Source organism: Bacillus sp. MYb78 (assembly GCF_002975115.1).
Lineage (GTDB): Bacteria > Bacillota > Bacilli > Bacillales > Bacillaceae_G > Bacillus_A > Bacillus_A cereus.
Map to the genome: position 1 here is coordinate 181383 of NZ_PCOB01000003.1, position 17205 is coordinate 198587.

Below are 17205 nucleotides of genomic sequence, written 5' to 3' on the forward strand. Positions count from 1 at the left end.
ATGGAAACCAGAGAAGAACGAGGTATAAAGAAAGTGAAGGAGCAGAAGAAGAAAAAGAAAAAGACCTCTAAAAAAAGAAAGGTCTTGAAATTCTTCTTAGGAACAAGTTTAGTATCACTCATTGGCGCAAGTGGTGTTTTCGGGTATGGCTATTATAAGTATGGAGATGAAATTGCTAAGTCTATCACAAAAGGGTATGACAAAGTAAGTAAAATTAATGCTTCGACATTTAATAGTAAGAAATCAACACAGATTCTTGATAAAGATGGGAATATATTAAAAGAACTAAAAGCACAAGAATTTTCATATGTTTCTTCTAAAGATATGAGTCCATTTATTGAGAAAGCATTTGTTTCCATTGAGGATGAGCGTTTCTATGACCATAGAGGAATTGATTTTAAAGGTTTACTACGTTCTGTATATACGTTTGTTAAAAGTGGTGGAGGAACCGTACAAGGTGGCTCTACGATTACACAACAGTTAACAAAGAATGTCTTTTTAACAATGGATAGGACGATGTGGCGAAAAATCGAAGAGATGGTAATTGCTCAAGAATTAGAAGAAAAATACTCTAAAAAAGAGATTATGGAATTCTATGTAAATAACATTTATTTCGGTCATGGTAAATATGGAATTGAAACAGCTTCACAATACTATTTTAGTAAGTCAGCTAAAGATTTGAAGCTTTCAGAAGTAGCGATGCTCGCAGGTGTTCCAAATAACCCAAGTATTTATGACCCTGTAAAAAATCCTGCAAAAGCGAAGAAAAGAAGAAATATCATTTTATTTAAAATGAAAGAACTTGGCTATATAGGTGAAAAAGAGTATAAGGAAGCTGTGGCTGAAGAATTAGGGTTAAATGTAAATCCGAATACAATTAATAATCAGATTGAAGGAAGTGCCCTTACGTATGCCATTGATAACGCTGTAAAAGTGTTGATGGAAGAGGATGGTTTTAATTTCCGTTATCAATTCAAAGATGATGCAGACAGAAAAGCATATTTTGAGAAGTACCAAGAAAAATATGATGAAATGCGTCAGAAAATTGTAATGGGTGGATTTAAAATTGAAACATCTATTGACCCTAAAAAACAAGAAGAACTTCAAAACGTTGTAGATGCTGAAATGAAGAAGTTCAGAGAAAAAGACCCGAATTCTGGGATTTATAAAAAACAATCAGCAGTAACAACAATAGATAATACAACTGGAGAAGTTGTTGCAATTGTTGGTGGTAGAACACAAGAAGGAAATAACTTCAATAGAGCATATTTAGGAGCCAGACAACCAGGTTCTACAATGAAACCTTTAGTTGCATATACTCCTGCCTTTGAAAGAGGTTATTCACCAGATAGTGTGCTTGAGGATAGTGAAGTTCCTAAGGGACCGAGAAACTGGTACAGAGGATATAGAGGGGCAGTGACTGTTAGACATGCCTTAGAAAGCTCTATCAATACGATACCGTTTAAATTAGCATCTGAATTTGGTGGTAATACAATAACGCAGTATCTTACTAATATGGAATTTAAATATTTAACACCACAAGATAACAATCCAATTATTGCAGTGGGTGGTTTAACAAGAGGGGCTACAACAGTAGAAATGGCTTCTGGATATTCTACAATTGCAAGAAGTGGTCAATTCATTCGTCCAACAAATGTTAGAAAGATTACATTCTTATCTACAAATGACGTGATTTATGAAAATGACAAAAAAACAGTAAAAGTATATGACAAAGGTGCTTCTTATTTAATGACAGATACTATGCGTTCTGTACTTCATGGAGACCAAGGTACAGGTAAACAAGCTAATATGAGTAATTATCCGTTTGCGGTTGGTAAAACGGGTACAACTGATAGCAATAAAGATTCTTGGTTTGTAGGATATACACCTTATTATACAACCGCTGTGTATACGGGTGATGATACACCGCAAGAACAATCAAACTCTATTAGTATTACAACAATGGATATCTGGAGGAAGTTCATGGAACAAATTCATGAAGGTTTAGAAGTCAAAGACTTTGAAAAACCAGATACTGTTTTCGTACAAGATGGTAAATTGGTTAATAGCTTATATACTGTGAAGCAAAAACAAAATGTGCGTGAACGTAATGAGTCAAAACGAATTCGAAAAGAAACAAATGCTCAACAAGAACGTTTAGATGCTGAAGACTATCGTATTATTCATGGACTAACGAAATCTGAAGAGTTAGAACGAGAGCGATACATGAAAGAGTTAATCACTCAAATTAATGATTTCTCAGCTACAGAACCTTCACAATATGATGCGGTTAAAACATTAGAAGAAGATGGTTGGAAACGATTGGATAGAGTGAAACACAAATCAGCATACGATGATTTAAAAGTAGAATTCAATAAATCGTTACGTAAAGTGGCACGAGATAAAGCTAATTTAGAAGAGAAAATCAGACAAGAAAAGTTAGCTGAAGAAAGAAGGAAACAAGAAGAAGAAAGAAAACGCTTGGAAGAGGAACGAAGATTGAAAGAGGTTGAAGAAGCGAAGAAGATGGCAGAGCAAAAAAGAATTGAAGATGCAAAGAAAAGAGAAATTGAAGCATCTCAAAAAGAAAAAGAAGTAAATAAAGCGAAACAAAATGTGAGTCAACCAACACCAAATACGGTGAATGAAAATCCAATAGTTCCGCAAGATGGCCAAGAGGTAAATACATCACAAGACCAAGCTCAATCTCAAACTGAAGTGCAACCTACTCTTCCGAAAGTAGAAGAACAACCTTTGCAATCAAATACGCAAAGTGAATAAACCAAGAGGAGCAGGTGATAAAGAATACTACCTGCTCCTCTTTTTATAGAAATATAATGTCCGTTAGATACTTTTGAACGCTCGACAATATAAATTAGATAGAAAATAAACAGTAAGGAGATGGAGGATTTTGAGTAATTTATTTGATTTAAAAAACAAAAAGGTTTTATTTGGAATGATTGGTGTAGTTGTATTGCTAATTGGTGCGATTATTGGTGGTGTGATGTTTTTATTTAAGGAAAAACCAGTAGATTTAAAAGAGGTATCTTTTGATAATTTAATCAAAGTAGAATATCAAGTAATAAACAAAGAGTTCTCGAAAAATGATGTTAAACTCGTAATTGGCTCAACTAAATTGAAAGATGAAGATATGAAAGACCTTACTGATAAAGTACAAGCTTTAACACATAAAAATGTAGAGCTTTTCTTCTTTGATAATAAAGAAAAAAGAGATGTACCAAAAGAGTTCTATGTAGATGGTTTAAAAAATAAAACAATTGCTACTGAAAAGCATCTTGAATTCTTAGTGTTTAACAGTATTCCTACAGTGGATAAAAACATGAACGCAACAAAAGATTGGAAGATTAGTAAGGCTGATATGAAAGACGGGCTTCTCTACGTAAACACTTCTATCAAAGGCAATAAAAAACAAGAAGACATCGTAGCTCAACTAAAAGGTCTTCAAGATATGGTTCAAAAATTAAATGCTGATAAAAATGTAAAAGATGTAGAGTTTACGGTTAATGCAGGAATTTCTAATACATATAAGTACAATACAAAATTTAGTACAGTATTAGCAACAGCAACGCAATACAATTATAAAACTGAAAAATAAGGAAAAGGGCAGATAATATCTGTCCTTTTTCACATATTTGGTCAGATACAACAAAAAAGGTTTAGTAAAATACTAAGCCTTTTTATTGTTTATATTCGGATTTTACATCTCCAGTTCTAACTTTGAATGAAGAAACAACGGTTCTCTCTGATGTTTGATTATTCGTTAAGTCTCCAGGGATGAAATTGCTTAATAAATCCCATTTTAAATTAGTTTTTAATTTAATCGTGATTTCATTACCATAGTCTTTTAGTGGAACGTTTATACTACTTGTTAATCGTCTACCATCAATATACATACTCCAATCAGATTCTTTTAATCCAGAACGCTCTAAGGAATTTTTAACGTTTTGGTATAGTTCTTTGGAATGAATGTATTCACCTTTGAAATTTTCAGGCGTTCTTGTTTTTACACCACCTTGAGCTCCAACGACCCGTGAAACATAGGCATTTGTAGATGAAATGGAATTTATTTTACTTAATATAGCAGACAAGTCAATAAAAGCTCCAATTGCAATGATGAATAACATGGCACATATCGCAATTTCAATCGTAGCAACACCTTTTTTATTTTCTAAAAAAGTCTTGATTTTCTTGTTTAATTTCATAGCAAATCCTCCTCAAAATTCAATATATTGTATTATATATAGTCAATGAGAAGAATATGAAACATACATGTTTTATCATCAGACTTTCTTATTATTTCAATTCGTGCATATTTTTAATGACTATCATCTATAATGCACTGTAAAAAATAAAAGAAAGGGGATGTAGTAATGAGAAAACAAAAGAGACTGATAGATAAATTAATGGATATTCCAACTGATTTTTTGCTTACATATAATGGTGAATATGGGCATCTACTTATAAATCCTGTTAAGGCTGAAATTGTAGACAATATTGATAGAAATAAAATTGAAGAGAAGGTAAAAGATGCGTATTTAGAAGAAAATAAAGAATCTATATTAGAAGGGATTGAGCTTTCATATCAAGAGCAAAAAGATGAGGGAATTCCCAGGCAAATGTATTTAAAACAATGTTTAAAAGCGTATACAACAAAATGGTATGAATATGATGATGTGTATATATATAAGAAGAATACCTTATATAAAAAGATATTAGAGGGGTTATGTGAAGGGACCGCTTTTAAAATCCAAGATGATAGAAATGGATTACTTCTATTCTCGAATTCTTATTCTGCTCAACTATTATACAAAGGTAGTTATGTAGGCATGATAAAAATAAATGATGACGGAACAACACAAATTATAAATTAAAAGGAGCGTTACGTTTATCAGATGATGAGTCGTAACGCTCCTTGTGTTTGTTTTTGCGAGAATAAGAACCTTTTCCTTTTTTTGTACGGTGTTTCCCGTTCCCTCGGTTTACTTCATTTAAATGCTCATGGATATTGTCAATTTTAGATTTCCAATGTCCACCTTCAATTTTAATTGTCATTTTCTTCATATTTACCACCTCGTAATAATGTATTTGTTTCATAATTTATTATAACATGAAATAAGAAGTTAGTAAAATATTATTTACTATAATAAGTTATTTTATATATGTAAAAAAACACCAAGAATAAGAATGAAATTAATTTACATGTATATAATGATGTTATCGTGCGTGATTGGCGAGTTATCCGAGGGAAAGGTTAGCTGTATAATCAATAAAAGAAGATACTTTTAAAGTGTCTTCTTTTTTATTGTGGTGGGGATTTGAGGTTTTAGAGGTAGAAAAGAATGGTAAGGTTCTGAAAGAAAAGGAAAACTTTATTCTGTAACATAGTAAAGGTTGAAAAAATAAATCTCGACTTTTTTTATATTTATGGAGGGAAATATCTATAATATATGGATTATAACAAAACAGGTATTTGATAAATTTATTTAATAGGGAGAGATTTTATTATGAAAAAGTATTATGTAACAATGACAGACACATATTTAGGTGATTGGGGAGAATCAGAAGGAAAAGTTAATAAGGTGATTTTTGAATGTGATTCTTACGAAGAAGCAGAGGTTGTAGCTGATAATGCTAAGAATCGTGATGAAATGAAGTATGTAAACATTGTATCAAATAAACCATCATATAAAGAATCTAAATACTTTGTTCAGGTAAAAACAAAAGAAACACCTGGTGTATTACGTTCGTGGTATAAACCAGGATTTTTTGCAGAACAAGTTGCTTAATTAAGTTAATCTAAATTCAGGTATTCATTTAATTAAAAAAGAGGAGTGTTTTATATGATGATTAATGCGATTAATTCATTATTAAGAAAAAAAGGTTCAATGATTTGTAATAACGGTGTAATGGAATTTTGTTCAGCAGAAAAGCAAGCGTACTTAGAGAACGAAGAAGTAATTGCATCTGCGATTAAGAATTTCATTGAAAACTTTAATATTGATTTTTTAAATGAAGTAAATGTATATGATGGTAGATATTTTACTATTCAGGTACATCAACAAATGGTAGGTGCTGTTACATATAAGAAGCAAAAAATAGAGAGAAATAGCATTCGTGTAGATGGCATGATTCGTACTAAAGATATTCAACAATCATTTACTTTATTTTATAACGTAAGTAGATTGTCTGATGATTATACAAGAATCAATACAGTTGGTTTACAGAAGCGAAATATTGAAGGAAGAAACCTTAAACAATTACTAAAAGAGCAGAAATTAGTAATCAAAGCTTTGAATAAAGAAACAAGAAAAGCTTCAAATATTTAAAACGGAAACTCGCTTATTATAAGCGAGTTTTTTGTATTATTAATTATTATTAATTATGCAGTTGAATTCTTAAACAAACTAAATGTATATAAACAATATTTTCTGATAAGGAACTTAGTATTATATAAAAAATGATTGAACAGGAGGTAGTGAAAATGAAGAATAAATGCTTAAAACACAAAGTTACTTTATCTAATAACTTTGTGTTTTTTATAACTTAATAGTAGCTATACTTGTGTCGTGAGTCTTGCCATGGGATATAAAATGAATTCAGTTAATGTAAAAAACATCCTTATTATTTATTCCACTATTATATGTACATATCTTATAATCATCTTTTCTATAATCCCTCCTAATTTCATTATTGTCATAGCACTTATCTATTATTAAAGGAAATTAAACCTTTATTCATAGCTCGAACCTATTAAGCTCAAAAAATATCAACTATTGATTATATTTTTCGTTTTATATGTATAGAATATAGCATCTAAAAAAGATAAATAAAACATTGAATATATTTAATGAAAAAGAGGAGCGATTTTAAAATGAAATTACGAGACTATGACGAATCACAATACGAGGAAGTAATTACGAAAGAGAAAATTAGAAGGACGAAACCTCATAAATCTGAAGCAGAACAAGTGAAGGGTCGAAAATTAAATAAACGTAGAAAAGTTGCTAAGACTGAATAGAGAGCTTGATTATATATCAAGCTTTTTTATTTTGCAGATAAGTGTAAGTGTTTATAGAATAATATATTTATTTATAAGGTTCATATAATATATTAAATAATTTAATAGAAAGAGGTGTTTTATGCTATGAATGAACAATTATTGACAAAAGAAGAATTCGCATTGAAAATCACTGATAAATCTAATATTAATGGGATTCATCGTTTAGGGAATACGTTGGTTATAGGCTCTAAAAATACAGGAAAAACCACCGAAATGCTACCATTAATGGCACAACAAGATATTAACAATAAAGAGTGTGGTGCGACTTTTATTGTAGGGAGGAAAGACATTTCTTGTATGTTGTATGGCATGGCCAAGAAAGCAAAGAGAAAAGTTGTATTCTTGAAACCGAGTATAGATGAAAAGGCAAGAAAAATTCTTGAATTTCAAAGTTATGAATATAACCGAGTAAAGGAAGAGATTATTGATTATGAAGAGGTCATTAGTAAAAAGATGATAGTTATTATTGATATGGAATACGTAGTGAATGGGGATGATGGTATTAGAGCTACTGCAATGCTATTATCTCAATTGCAACTAAGTATGCAAGTGAATGAAGATACAAAAGTATCGCCTCACTTTGTCTATATTGATGACTCTCAATACTATCTTCCATTTGTGGAATTATTACTGTCTTGTGGAGATGATTATTGTATTGGAAGTACACTCTTTATGCAAAGTAAAAAGCAAATGATTGATGAACGGGGCGATTATGAGGCTATGTTAGAGCCTAATATTAATAACTTTGTGTTTATGAACTCTCTCATTTATGAGGATTCTATTTATTACCAAAAACAACAAGTCTATTACAGTTATAAAGAATTTGTAGGAAGAGGACGTAATGAGATTATTTGTGAAACCAAAAATGAAAAAGGGGAACGTTCTGTTGTCTTAGGTATTTTGAATCTTGTAGAAGACGCAGAAGATTGTATGCGGATTGGATTGAATCATAAAAAGAAAATGATGAAAAAGATGCCTAAAATAGAAAGGGAACAGGGAGCAGAAAAAACAGCACAGTTACAGGAAAAACAAAAACCTATTCAAAAATCTATTGAAGCAATACATCAAAGGAAGAGCAAAAAGAAACAGTTTTTACAACCTGATTTTGAATTAGATGAGGAGTACTAACCTGTAATTTCATTGACTATAATCAAGCTTGTTTTCTAAAAAAAATTTGGTTAGACTATAAGTAGAGAGTGAATTGACAGGGGAGAGATATGAATGAGTTTGAAAAGAAAAAGCGAATCGTTAAATGATTTAAAATCAGTTATTATGTTTTTTATAAAAGATGTAAAAACGGACTTATTCATCACAACAAATGGTAAGAAGTTATATCGTGCAAACGCCTATGAGTGTAAACCTGAAGGTTTATTATGCCAAGTGGGGGATATAGACGGTGGTAAAACCGTTCTTGTAGAGTACCCAGATATTAAGAGGATAGAAGATAAAATTGAAGGCAGAGTGTATTATGAAGTAAATGAATAAATAAAAAAGACAGAATATATCTGTCTTTTTTTATTTATTAAATTTGTTTTGAAACTTTTCAACTTCCTCTTTTAAAGTAATGACTTGTGTAAAGTCAGTGAGGTCAAGCTTCAACATGAATGAAGCAAGATTTTCTATTTGTGATAAAGGAATCTTTATATTATCAACACGAATCATAGATTCTTTTGAAAGCCCTGCCATTTCTAAAACCTTTTGAGGATTAAGTGAAAAGAATTCACAAAGTTGTTCCAAGACTGCGATAGAAGGGTTTTTTCTATCTCCATTCTCTAAACGATGTAAATATGATGCACTTACTCCGATTGCTTTCGCTACTTTTTCCAAAGATAATTTTTTCTTGTTTCTTTCTGATTTCAAAAACGCTCCTAATTCATTCTCCATTGTTTCTGTTGTTTTTAATTTTAGTACCGATGTCATTGTTTGTTCCTCCCCTATATATGCCATAACCACTGTATATCTCCATGATGTAAAAATAGTCCACTGTAAAAAACTTTTAAATTTTATACCCATTAAGTATTCCTATTGTATGTTGTTTGTATATTATATTTATTAAATGTAATTGCGATAACAAAATATGAGCATAAAATAAAATCATATGAACATATCATTTTATTTCATATAAAAAAAGTAACCCGTTTTGACAATGGGTTACTCGATATTTTTTATCTCACGAAATAAAACTGTTTCGTTTCTCATTACGTGTGGTAAATCCTTATGATAGTGCCCGAAATACCAATGAGAAAAGTTTAAATTTTTATATATAGATTCTAAGTATTTATTTAAGCAATCTGGTTTTGGACGGAATCCATATAGTCTACATAGCATTTCTAATGTTTCTGTACGGCAAGTGTGTGTAAGTACATAGTCAACACTATAGTTGTGTTTTTCTAAATTAGAAATCCCTTCATCCATTTCTTCATAAGAAGGAAGCTCTTCCTCCCACCAATCAATTCCGTTCATTCTTCTGTATTTATCTGTTGATGATGCACCACCAAAAGTAAAAAACTTCTTGTTGTTTATCGTAAAAACTTGCCCACGCATGAGGTGAATAATATTGTCGCTTAAGAAATGAACTTTCCCACCGTTCCATGTTTTCTCCTCATACTTATTTAGCAACGTGAAATTTTCATGATTGCCATCTATAAATAAAGTTGTAAATGGCTTTGCAACCAATTGTTGAAATAAATTCTTTTCCTTTTTTGAGTTATTCCATGGAAATCCAAAATCCCCCACAACGATAACATAATCATTTGTTGTTAAGTAGTCTATCTCTAATATCCTTTGTACATCTAAAATACCATGTATATCTCCAGTTATTTGAATTCTTGACATTTTAATCTCCTCCATGATATTATCATAAAGTCTTTATAAACTATAGTCAATGAAATTTACAGAAAAGGATGAGTGATTATGACTTCTTTAATTGGTTGGTTAACACCTAATGCTACATTGGTTCCATGTGAATATGGAGGTCATCAGTATTTTGCAAGAGAGGTTTTAGATGAGCAACACTGGAAAGAAGATAAGTATAAAAAGATGGGTGAATTAAGAGAGTTTCATATGCCTGACGATGAATATTTGAAACGATTCAAGAACTACATTCCGATTTCGAGAGGTTTTGTAGGTTTTCTTATTGATGAGAATCATACTTATCAAATTACACAAGCTCAAATCAAATGGTTCAAAGAGAATTATGACGATTTGGATGAAAGACAAAAAGAAGATGTTGACATTCTTTTCGAAGATAAGGAGCTGTGGCCGTCATGGAACTAAAAAAAATTAAGAGATTAAAAAATATAATCTATACCTTATTTTCGGTCATTGCAATTTTTTCATTCTATAAAATTCATGCGATGAACAAATCAATTGAAAAAGCAAATCATCCTACGGGTAGTGAGTTTACGGTTGTGCATAAAGACATTACAAAAGATGATGCAAATTATGCGGTGCTTGTTGATGAGTTTTTAACACCAGAGAATTTGAAGTCGGTTGCAGAGAATATCGTTAAAGATGAAAATAGGGATAAAAAAATTACCATTAGAATGTATTCAGATAAAGATTTAATTAAAAAAGAGAAAGTTATTGCAACAGTAACCTATACAAAAAAAGATGGTTATCAAATTACTGATTATGATGAAGGTGAAGATAAGTGAAATGCAGGATTTGTAATGTAGATGAATCTGAATGCTTATCAGAACTGTGTAAGCAATGTAGTTATTTATTGCGTATGGGATATACAGAAGAAGATGTAAAAAAGGTTAGAAGTGGAACATATAAGGTGATGGACTATGATTATTTTGTATCGTATTCATATACAAATGGTTGTTTTCGTGGCATTGATAATGACCACATTAATATATTTGAACACCCATCTGAAAAGGGCATGTTATGGATAAAAGAAGTTCAAACAAGAATTAAGAATAAGTATAAGTATGATGAAGTAAAGATTATTAACTTTCAAAGATTTGTAGATTACAAATAGGAGTGAATAAATTATGGATGCAATTATACAAGAAAAATCATTGAACATGCTTGAGTTTATTGAATATCAAGCAGAAATACAACGAAAATACATCCAGAAAGAAATTAGTGCTGAAGATGCTATGGAATTGACTGGAAAGATGTTTACTCATTTGCATTTAAATTTGAAAGAGATTAACTCTCGGAAAAATTAAGTCTTATACAGGGAGGGAAATATTATGTTTAAAAAGATTCATGAATATGAAGGTGGAAATATCGTTTTAGGGGATGAGGAGTTTGGTACTGATGAAGTGATTTTGAAAAAGGATGGGTGTATTGATTACAGCATTGGTTTTAATGGTGTTAAACCCCGTGAGGATAAAACAGGAGAAGATACAATGTCTATTCATATTTGCGATATTGATGAAATGATTAACAAACTCCAAGCGTTAAAAGAGTATGGAAGAAAACACTTCAATAATGAGTATTGGCAGTAATTCAATAAAATTAAGCAAAAAAGAGTTCTATCCAAATAAGGAGGGAATGTATATGAAAATAAAATATGACTTGACCTTGATGGAAGCGCTTGAAAGGTGTCTTAATGGAGAGGGTTTTATGCTTGGTGATGGATTCAAGAGTGGAGTATATGTGAAGTTGCATAATGGTATGCTCGTTACAGTAGATGCTAATAAAATGAACAGCTATATAGATACTTTTATTGTATCAACAACGCTACAAAGCCAGAGGTTTAAAATCTTTCCTGTAGCAAATGCAAAAGTATTAGAAATGTAGAATATAAAGTGTATTTAGTAAGGAAGTAGGTGTATGTTATGAAAGCATTTCATGTTCAAGGTAGCGATGGTGAAAATCAAGAGATAGTGTTTGCTGAGACCGTTGGTAAAGCGAAAGTGAAGAGTGAAGCGTATAGATGGTGCGATTATACGGAAATCAGAGCGAGTAGGATAATAGAGTTTGATAAATATGCTGATTTGGGATATGTGCCAAAAAATGAATTGTTAAAAAACGGTTGGTGGTTTACATGTCAAAAATGCTCAATTACATGTACTGAGGAAAACGCAGTTGTAGTAGAAGAAAAGGTTTATTGTAAGAAATGCAACTTAGTACAAGAATCAGTTTCATAGAATCTAAAATATGTTAACGAAAGAGGGATATCATGGGTATCACAATTCATAGTTCTATTGCAAGGTCATCAAGATTAAAATGTGGAGACTGTAAAGACCGTATTCAAAAGGGAGACCATGTTCTTTTTTACTTAGAAAATGGTAAGTTTCATAATGTACTTTGTACAAAATGTGACCATGGGAAATCAGAATTATCAGCTTTAGAGGAAAATGAAATTCTCGTAAGTAGTCTTGGGCTTGGGCAATATTAAATGTGTATTTTAAAAGTAGAGGGAGTGGATAAATGTGATTTTGTTTAGGGGAAAACCGATTGAAGATTATGGTGATATAAAATGGTTTTATGGCAATGCTGTAATGAATTATGAAGATAACTTAGCTTATATTGAATCACCAGGACAAGGTTTTGTTCCAGTAGAATTTGAATCAGTGGGACAATATATTGGACTGAAAGATTCAAGTGATGAAAAACAAATGGTGTTTGCAGGTGACATTGTTGTTGGGAAGCGTCAATCTCATTGGCATGGTGGATATGACAATGTAAAAGGAGTAGTCTGTTTTTCGGACGCTAACTTTGGGTTTGAGGTAAATGGAGAGGGTGGGGGAGACCTTCATTCTATTGAATCAATTGAAGTGATTGGGAATATATATGATAACAAAGACTTATTAGATAATGAATATAACAAATAAAAATAAAAGAAATGGAGAGGGTTTATATGAGTAAGAATATTAAATGTCCGACATGTAAAGAAGAATCAACTATGCATTTATGGGATGAAAAAACAAAACAATTTTACGGTCAAAATGCTTTATCTATCACATTAGCAAGTAAAGTAGGTTGGAGTGAACACATTTGTCCAAAGTGTACATCAAGAGCATATAACAACGAGGTTATTTAAAAAGAGGTTCCTGAAAAAATCAGGTAACCTCTTTTTTATATTTTTATTATAGATATGAATATCCTTTGTGAGAAACTTGTCGGTCATTTACGTCGCATTCCCAACGAGTATTAAATAAATCTTTATTTGGTACAGTGAAAAATCCTAAATGCCATAACGAAATGAAACTTACATGAAAACTTTTCTTTTTTGAAGTATTGTCAACAAATGAAATAATATCTCCTGCTTCTGTTAATTTCCATTTCTGGAAGCACTCCAAGTATTCAATGATGAATCTGTCTTTTATATTAACCTTACTGATAAAAACATCGGAAATTTCTTTGTCTTTTTTAAATTGTTCCCAACAATTGTTTATTCTGTGCATTAATGCTTCCAATTCTTCTGGTCTGTAATGTGATTCTGTTTTGAAATGATACTCACCTGTTTTTAGAATTATCTTTGCGTACATATTGAAACATCTCCTCTAATTAAATTGATAAAATCAATACCTGTTTTTTTATAAATTCTATATATTATAGATAAAAATATTTTTTATATTACTTTAAAATTTCACGTACCGTATTTAAAAATAATAAATTAAAACCGAGAACAATAAAGGATAAATAACACTCATGTAAATAGCAAGAAAAAAAGACCCGAACAGGTCTTTTTCATAATAATATTTTTTCAAGAATTTCTTCTTTCGATAAACCATTTTCGATTTGTAAATCAAATGCTTTTTTCAGTAAAATGCTAAATTCTTTACCAGGTTTTAATCCTGCATCAATTAAATCTTTTCCTGAAACAAGAGGGGAGATAGTAGATTGTTCTCCAACCGTTTGCAGTTTTTCTATTTTTTGATGGAACCATTCTTTTACTTCTGTGTAATCTTTCTTTTCTTCAGAAATACCTCTACCTTTATGGTCTGCTTCTCCGAACAACACAATGTCTTCGATGTTAGTAGCAACCATTAATTTTCGAACAGCCTTGTCTGAACCAAATGCAATTGAGTTTGGTCTCATATGATTTTCTACCATATTTAAAACATTTTTAATTAATCGTTTGTCATTAGTAATTCTCTTCAAAAATTGCTTCGCAACAGGTACACCTTCTTCAGCATGTCCACGAGCTGTTATCTGTCCATCTTCCTGAATAACAGTTGTAATAGGTTTTCCCATGTCATGGGTAGGTCCCAACAACATAAATGCAAGAGGATTTGAAGATAAATGCTTTAAGCTTGCTAATTCATCAATTACCATCATTGTATGTGTCCATACATCACCTTCAGGGTGGAAGATAGGATTTTGAGGGCAATCAATTAATGCATCTAATTCAGGAAACAACTTTTTAACAATAAGCATTTCTCTCATATATGAAAAGAAAATGGAAGGTTTTTCGCTTTTCATTAATGCTTTTAAAAACTCTTCAAAAATTCTTTCTCTTGGAAGAGAGAATCGAAATCCCTTGCATAAATCAATTGTTTCTTCTGCAATTGTAAAGTTGAACCTTGAAGCGAATTGACAAGCTCGAAATGCTCTTAATTCATCTTCAATAAATGTATGTTCATCAATGTGACGAATGATGCCTAACTGAATGTCAGAGACACCATTAAAGTGGTCAATTACTTCCTCAGTTAACACATCTACCATAATAGCATTCATTCTAAAATCTCTGCGTTTTGAGGCTGTTAGGGTGTCCAAGAATGGGTCTACAACAACATCGAATCCTGTATGGCCATCATCTGTCTTTACCTCTTTACGGGGCATAGAGAAGTCGATATCCACTCCGTAAATTTTTAAAATACCGAAGAAAGCACCGAACTCATCTACATATCCAAACTGAGATAAGATAGTTCGTAACGTTTCAGGTGTAATACCGTAAATTTCTACATCAATATCTTTACTTTCCTTATTCATGAACATATCTCGAACATAACCACCAACATAAAATGTTCGACCTCCATGATTTTTAATCTCTTGAGCAACTTGCAATAAAATTTGCTTTGTTTCGTTTGTATTCATTATAAAAACACTCCTTGTATAATAGATTCCTTGTGAAATACCTGTTCTTTCAAATCTACTTATTATAAGCAGTAGAACAGAAATATATATTTTTAATATAAAGATTTGCATATAATTCTTTAAAAAGTGAGGTGAGAATCATGAATATTGATGTTACAGTTAAAAAGAATTTAATTGTCGGGTTGTATGTAGAGGTTCAAACGTCCAAAGGTGAAATAGAACGTGGGTACATAAAAGAAATCCTCTCTCAATCCAATAATAAAAAAGGAATTAGAGTTAGGTTATTAAATGAAATAGAAGGTAGGGTACAATATGTATTTTCGAAGCATGAAATTAAAGCTGAAAACTTCAAATTTTATAACCTATTCTTTTTTGAACCATGTATCTATTCCTTATGGGATAAAAGAACCAGAACATATGTGACAATTAACAGAAAAAACTCAGTCTATAAAAACTATGAAAACCTCGCATTCTTGTTTACCACAAAAGAGAATGCGAAAAAATTAATTACAGGAACAGAATTAGATACCCCAGATATTCAAATCAAAACTATCAATAGAAAGAAACCCATTGTTGAAGTTTTTAAAGATAAAGGAATTGATAAATTCACAATTGATGGTGAAAGAAAATTGTCTTTCGAAAAGATGAAAGAATGGGAGAAATATTTCCGAGAACAATAGTTTATGTAGCACTCTTTTTGTAAAGGGTGCTATTTTTCTATAAAAATATCAATTGTCAGAAACATTACACTAACATTACAGACTGTTAAGAGTCGTTTACATAACGATAATCTCGTTGTTTTTAGTCAATAAAATTTATATCATAAACTATAGTAAATGACAATAATTTAAATTACATATATATAAATTAAAAGGAGATGATAGTTTATGAGAAAGAAAAGTAAAAAGGTTATTGCTTTAGCAACGTTAGCTACTGCATTATCATTTAATACATTACAGGTATTTGCGAGTCCTGAGATTGAAGAAGCAGAAACGAAAGTTCAAAAAATGGATAATGAGATTATCGAATCCATGACAAAGCTTGATAAGTTAACAAAAGACATTGAAAAGTCGGGGAAAAAAGTAGAAAAAGCACAAGAAGATATAGCGAAAACACAGGAGAGCTTTGAACGTACAAAAGGAATTTCTAAGAATAGATTAAGTGTAATTCAAGAAAAGAATGCTCCTAAATTTAGTTATATGAATGCTCTTGTTTCTTCTGAAGGAATTACAGACTTTATTAGCAAAGTATCTGCCATCAACACGGTTGTAGAAGCTGATACAGATATGATGGGTTCCCTAAAAGAAAAAGAGGCTGATTTAAAGGAGAAAAAAGAAGTTTTAGATAAAGAGACTGTTAAATTAAAAGAGAGTAAAGAGCAAGTAGAGACGGAAAAACAAAAGCTCGAAGAAAACAAAGCACAGGTAGTAGTGGAAATTCAAAAGCTGAAAGCGGAAGAAGAGGAACGTGCTCGTCAAGCTGAGATTGAAAGACAAAAAGCTGAAGAAGCAGAACGAAATCGCCAAGCTCAGTTAGAAGCTCAAAAACAAGTCGAATTAAATGCTCAAAATCAATCACAAGAGCAAAATCAATTCCGTATTACAGTACAACCGCCAGTGATTGCAGGAATTCAAGGGAGTCGTAATGCTACTGCACAAGCTCAAACATCGAATACAGATGGTGTAAAAGCTCCAGTATCTGTATCCGTTCCAACAGCTCCTGTATCTACAGATAAAGCTCAAAATGTAATTGCTGAAGCAAAAAAATTCCTTGGTCTTCCATATGTATGGGGAGGAACAACACCTTCTGGATTTGACTGCTCTGGATACATGCAATATATCTTTAAAAATGTTGCAGGAGTGAAATTACCAAGGGTTGCGAGAGAACAACAAAATGCAGGTGTACAAATTCCTGTAAGTGAAGTTCAACCAGGGGATTTAATTTTCTGGGGCAAACCTGCACATCACGTAGCAATGTACATTGGTAATGGTCAATACATTCACGCTCCACAAACAGGAGATGTAATTAAAATCTCTAAAATGAATCCAAGTGGAGTAACAAGTGCAACACGAGTGTTAAATTAATACAGATACATAAGCTCTCAAGAAACGTTTCTTGGGAGT

At 31.4% G+C, this 17205-nt stretch carries 26 protein-coding genes; 20 read left to right on the forward strand and 6 right to left on the reverse strand.

The window, feature by feature from the left end:
- Positions 1 to 2781: a transglycosylase domain-containing protein gene (locus CQ064_RS08235; protein ID WP_000449990.1), complete on the forward strand. Its 2781-nt coding sequence runs from the start codon at positions 1 to 3 to the stop codon at positions 2779 to 2781.
- A 130-nt stretch (positions 2782 to 2911) separates the two neighbouring features.
- Complete coding sequence (locus CQ064_RS08240) at positions 2912 to 3616, forward strand: hypothetical protein (protein WP_000067200.1); 705 nt, start codon at positions 2912 to 2914, stop codon at positions 3614 to 3616.
- Positions 3617 to 3698: 82 nt separating this feature from the next.
- On the opposite strand, the gene CQ064_RS08245 is transcribed toward CQ064_RS08240, so the two are convergent.
- Positions 3699 to 4223: a TadE/TadG family type IV pilus assembly protein gene (locus CQ064_RS08245; protein WP_000773461.1), complete on the reverse strand. Its 525-nt coding sequence runs from the start codon at positions 4221 to 4223 to the stop codon at positions 3699 to 3701.
- Between the two features lie 168 nt (positions 4224 to 4391).
- On the opposite strand from CQ064_RS08245, the gene CQ064_RS08250 reads away from it, so the two are divergent.
- Positions 4392 to 4892, forward strand: a complete 501-nt coding sequence (locus tag CQ064_RS08250; protein WP_001231276.1) for a hypothetical protein — start codon at positions 4392 to 4394, stop codon at positions 4890 to 4892.
- Here CQ064_RS08250 and CQ064_RS08255 read toward each other — a convergent pair.
- Complete coding sequence (locus tag CQ064_RS08255) at positions 4882 to 5082, reverse strand: hypothetical protein (protein WP_000738845.1); 201 nt, start codon at positions 5080 to 5082, stop codon at positions 4882 to 4884. The two genes, CQ064_RS08250 and CQ064_RS08255, sit on opposite strands and share 11 nt — an antisense overlap.
- Positions 5083 to 5525: 443 nt before the next feature.
- Here CQ064_RS08255 and CQ064_RS08260 point away from each other — a divergent pair, with 443 nt between their 5' ends.
- The 5 genes from CQ064_RS08260 (at position 5526) to CQ064_RS08275 (ending at position 8566) form a co-directional block, all read left to right on the forward strand.
- On the forward strand, positions 5526 to 5807 hold the full coding sequence (locus CQ064_RS08260) for a hypothetical protein (protein ID WP_000761194.1): 282 nt from the start codon (positions 5526 to 5528) through the stop codon (positions 5805 to 5807).
- Between the two features lie 54 nt (positions 5808 to 5861).
- Entirely contained in the window at positions 5862 to 6347 is a 486-nt protein-coding gene (locus tag CQ064_RS08265; RefSeq protein WP_000973209.1) for a hypothetical protein, read from the forward strand.
- A gap of 545 nt (positions 6348 to 6892) precedes the next feature.
- On the forward strand, positions 6893 to 7039 hold the full coding sequence (locus CQ064_RS33430) for a hypothetical protein (RefSeq protein ID WP_000776546.1): 147 nt from the start codon (positions 6893 to 6895) through the stop codon (positions 7037 to 7039).
- 126 nt (positions 7040 to 7165) lie between these two features.
- Complete coding sequence (locus tag CQ064_RS08270) at positions 7166 to 8209, forward strand: hypothetical protein (protein WP_001005334.1); 1044 nt, start codon at positions 7166 to 7168, stop codon at positions 8207 to 8209.
- A 93-nt stretch (positions 8210 to 8302) separates the two neighbouring features.
- Positions 8303 to 8566 (forward strand): hypothetical protein, encoded by a 264-nt coding sequence (locus tag CQ064_RS08275; protein ID WP_000054002.1) that lies wholly within the window; start codon positions 8303 to 8305, stop codon positions 8564 to 8566.
- Positions 8567 to 8596: 30 nt separating this feature from the next.
- Here CQ064_RS08275 and CQ064_RS08280 read toward each other — a convergent pair whose 3' ends face one another.
- Positions 8597 to 9001: a helix-turn-helix domain-containing protein gene (locus tag CQ064_RS08280; RefSeq protein ID WP_000204971.1), complete on the reverse strand. Its 405-nt coding sequence runs from the start codon at positions 8999 to 9001 to the stop codon at positions 8597 to 8599.
- Between the two features lie 231 nt (positions 9002 to 9232).
- Positions 9233 to 9916, reverse strand: coding sequence for a metallophosphoesterase (locus CQ064_RS08285; RefSeq protein WP_000086946.1), 684 nt, complete (start codon positions 9914 to 9916; stop codon positions 9233 to 9235).
- Between the two features lie 78 nt (positions 9917 to 9994).
- On the opposite strand from CQ064_RS08285, the gene CQ064_RS08290 reads away from it, so the two are divergent.
- Genes CQ064_RS08290 through CQ064_RS08335 form a run of 10 tightly spaced genes read left to right on the forward strand, consistent with a single transcriptional unit; the run spans position 9995 to position 13082 of the window.
- Positions 9995 to 10357 carry a hypothetical protein gene (locus CQ064_RS08290; RefSeq protein WP_000202388.1) on the forward strand — a complete coding sequence of 121 codons (363 nt, stop codon included), beginning with the start codon at positions 9995 to 9997 and terminating at the stop codon, positions 10355 to 10357.
- Complete coding sequence (locus CQ064_RS08295) at positions 10348 to 10737, forward strand: hypothetical protein (RefSeq protein WP_000420713.1); 390 nt, start codon at positions 10348 to 10350, stop codon at positions 10735 to 10737. The genes CQ064_RS08290 and CQ064_RS08295 overlap by 10 nt, the downstream gene beginning before the upstream one ends.
- On the forward strand, positions 10734 to 11066 hold the full coding sequence (locus CQ064_RS08300; protein WP_000650120.1) for a hypothetical protein: 333 nt from the start codon (positions 10734 to 10736) through the stop codon (positions 11064 to 11066). Before CQ064_RS08295 ends, CQ064_RS08300 begins: the two co-directional genes overlap by 4 nt.
- A 13-nt stretch (positions 11067 to 11079) precedes the next feature.
- A complete protein-coding gene (locus tag CQ064_RS08305) occupies positions 11080 to 11259 on the forward strand; it encodes a hypothetical protein (RefSeq protein ID WP_000338785.1) in 180 nt (59 codons plus the stop codon).
- 24 nt (positions 11260 to 11283) lie between these two features.
- On the forward strand, positions 11284 to 11541 hold the full coding sequence (locus CQ064_RS08310; protein WP_000473366.1) for a hypothetical protein: 258 nt from the start codon (positions 11284 to 11286) through the stop codon (positions 11539 to 11541).
- Positions 11542 to 11593: 52 nt separating this feature from the next.
- Positions 11594 to 11836 carry a hypothetical protein gene (locus tag CQ064_RS08315; RefSeq protein WP_000695960.1) on the forward strand — a complete coding sequence of 81 codons (243 nt, stop codon included), beginning with the start codon at positions 11594 to 11596 and terminating at the stop codon, positions 11834 to 11836.
- Positions 11837 to 11874: 38 nt separating this feature from the next.
- Positions 11875 to 12186, forward strand: a complete 312-nt coding sequence (locus tag CQ064_RS08320) for a hypothetical protein (protein ID WP_000642906.1) — start codon at positions 11875 to 11877, stop codon at positions 12184 to 12186.
- 32 nt (positions 12187 to 12218) lie between these two features.
- Entirely contained in the window at positions 12219 to 12437 is a 219-nt protein-coding gene (locus CQ064_RS08325; RefSeq protein ID WP_000513097.1) for a hypothetical protein, read from the forward strand.
- 34 nt (positions 12438 to 12471) lie between these two features.
- Positions 12472 to 12873 (forward strand): YopX family protein, encoded by a 402-nt coding sequence (locus tag CQ064_RS08330; RefSeq protein ID WP_000600170.1) that lies wholly within the window; start codon positions 12472 to 12474, stop codon positions 12871 to 12873.
- A 26-nt stretch (positions 12874 to 12899) separates the two neighbouring features.
- Entirely contained in the window at positions 12900 to 13082 is a 183-nt protein-coding gene (locus CQ064_RS08335) for a hypothetical protein (protein ID WP_000041836.1), read from the forward strand.
- Positions 13083 to 13128: 46 nt separating this feature from the next.
- Here CQ064_RS08335 and CQ064_RS08340 read toward each other — a convergent pair whose 3' ends face one another.
- A complete protein-coding gene (locus tag CQ064_RS08340) occupies positions 13129 to 13530 on the reverse strand; it encodes a hypothetical protein (RefSeq protein ID WP_000270941.1) in 402 nt (133 codons plus the stop codon).
- A gap of 202 nt (positions 13531 to 13732) precedes the next feature.
- On the reverse strand, positions 13733 to 15082 hold the full coding sequence (locus CQ064_RS08345; RefSeq protein ID WP_001095296.1) for a CCA tRNA nucleotidyltransferase: 1350 nt from the start codon (positions 15080 to 15082) through the stop codon (positions 13733 to 13735).
- Between the two features lie 140 nt (positions 15083 to 15222).
- Between CQ064_RS08345 and CQ064_RS08350 the strand changes: the two genes are divergently transcribed.
- Together CQ064_RS08350 and CQ064_RS08355 are read left to right on the forward strand one after the other, a co-directional pair.
- Complete coding sequence (locus tag CQ064_RS08350; protein ID WP_001018080.1) at positions 15223 to 15762, forward strand: DUF2196 domain-containing protein; 540 nt, start codon at positions 15223 to 15225, stop codon at positions 15760 to 15762.
- Between the two features lie 207 nt (positions 15763 to 15969).
- Positions 15970 to 17166 carry a C40 family peptidase gene (locus CQ064_RS08355; protein ID WP_001227902.1) on the forward strand — a complete coding sequence of 399 codons (1197 nt, stop codon included), beginning with the start codon at positions 15970 to 15972 and terminating at the stop codon, positions 17164 to 17166.
- The last annotated feature ends 39 nt before the right edge of the window (positions 17167 to 17205 follow it).

What these genes read in the sequence shown, in the direction of transcription:
- CQ064_RS33430 (WP_000776546.1), top strand. Translation starts at nt 6,893, where the DNA reads ATGAAATTACGAGACTATGACGAATCACAATACGAGGAAGTAATTACG.
- CQ064_RS08270 (WP_001005334.1), top strand. Translation starts at nt 7,166, where the DNA reads ATGAATGAACAATTATTGACAAAAGAAGAATTCGCATTGAAAATCACT.
- CQ064_RS08275 (WP_000054002.1), top strand. Translation starts at nt 8,303, where the DNA reads ATGAGTTTGAAAAGAAAAAGCGAATCGTTAAATGATTTAAAATCAGTT.
- CQ064_RS08235 (WP_000449990.1), top strand. Translation starts at nt 1, where the DNA reads ATGGAAACCAGAGAAGAACGAGGTATAAAGAAAGTGAAGGAGCAGAAG.
- CQ064_RS08320 (WP_000642906.1), top strand. Translation starts at nt 11,875, where the DNA reads ATGAAAGCATTTCATGTTCAAGGTAGCGATGGTGAAAATCAAGAGATA.
- CQ064_RS08305 (WP_000338785.1), top strand. Translation starts at nt 11,080, where the DNA reads ATGGATGCAATTATACAAGAAAAATCATTGAACATGCTTGAGTTTATT.
- CQ064_RS08350 (WP_001018080.1), top strand. Translation starts at nt 15,223, where the DNA reads ATGAATATTGATGTTACAGTTAAAAAGAATTTAATTGTCGGGTTGTAT.
- CQ064_RS08245 (WP_000773461.1), bottom strand. Translation starts at nt 4,223, where the DNA reads ATGAAATTAAACAAGAAAATCAAGACTTTTTTAGAAAATAAAAAAGGT.
- CQ064_RS08260 (WP_000761194.1), top strand. Translation starts at nt 5,526, where the DNA reads ATGAAAAAGTATTATGTAACAATGACAGACACATATTTAGGTGATTGG.
- CQ064_RS08265 (WP_000973209.1), top strand. Translation starts at nt 5,862, where the DNA reads ATGATGATTAATGCGATTAATTCATTATTAAGAAAAAAAGGTTCAATG.
- CQ064_RS08335 (WP_000041836.1), top strand. Translation starts at nt 12,900, where the DNA reads ATGAGTAAGAATATTAAATGTCCGACATGTAAAGAAGAATCAACTATG.
- CQ064_RS08250 (WP_001231276.1), top strand. Translation starts at nt 4,392, where the DNA reads ATGAGAAAACAAAAGAGACTGATAGATAAATTAATGGATATTCCAACT.
- CQ064_RS08280 (WP_000204971.1), bottom strand. Translation starts at nt 9,001, where the DNA reads ATGACATCGGTACTAAAATTAAAAACAACAGAAACAATGGAGAATGAA.
- CQ064_RS08255 (WP_000738845.1), bottom strand. Translation starts at nt 5,082, where the DNA reads ATGAAGAAAATGACAATTAAAATTGAAGGTGGACATTGGAAATCTAAA.
- CQ064_RS08340 (WP_000270941.1), bottom strand. Translation starts at nt 13,530, where the DNA reads ATGTACGCAAAGATAATTCTAAAAACAGGTGAGTATCATTTCAAAACA.
- CQ064_RS08295 (WP_000420713.1), top strand. Translation starts at nt 10,348, where the DNA reads ATGGAACTAAAAAAAATTAAGAGATTAAAAAATATAATCTATACCTTA.
- CQ064_RS08285 (WP_000086946.1), bottom strand. Translation starts at nt 9,916, where the DNA reads ATGTCAAGAATTCAAATAACTGGAGATATACATGGTATTTTAGATGTA.
- CQ064_RS08315 (WP_000695960.1), top strand. Translation starts at nt 11,594, where the DNA reads ATGAAAATAAAATATGACTTGACCTTGATGGAAGCGCTTGAAAGGTGT.
- CQ064_RS08290 (WP_000202388.1), top strand. Translation starts at nt 9,995, where the DNA reads ATGACTTCTTTAATTGGTTGGTTAACACCTAATGCTACATTGGTTCCA.
- CQ064_RS08325 (WP_000513097.1), top strand. Translation starts at nt 12,219, where the DNA reads ATGGGTATCACAATTCATAGTTCTATTGCAAGGTCATCAAGATTAAAA.
- CQ064_RS08345 (WP_001095296.1), bottom strand. Translation starts at nt 15,082, where the DNA reads ATGAATACAAACGAAACAAAGCAAATTTTATTGCAAGTTGCTCAAGAG.
- CQ064_RS08355 (WP_001227902.1), top strand. Translation starts at nt 15,970, where the DNA reads ATGAGAAAGAAAAGTAAAAAGGTTATTGCTTTAGCAACGTTAGCTACT.
- CQ064_RS08310 (WP_000473366.1), top strand. Translation starts at nt 11,284, where the DNA reads ATGTTTAAAAAGATTCATGAATATGAAGGTGGAAATATCGTTTTAGGG.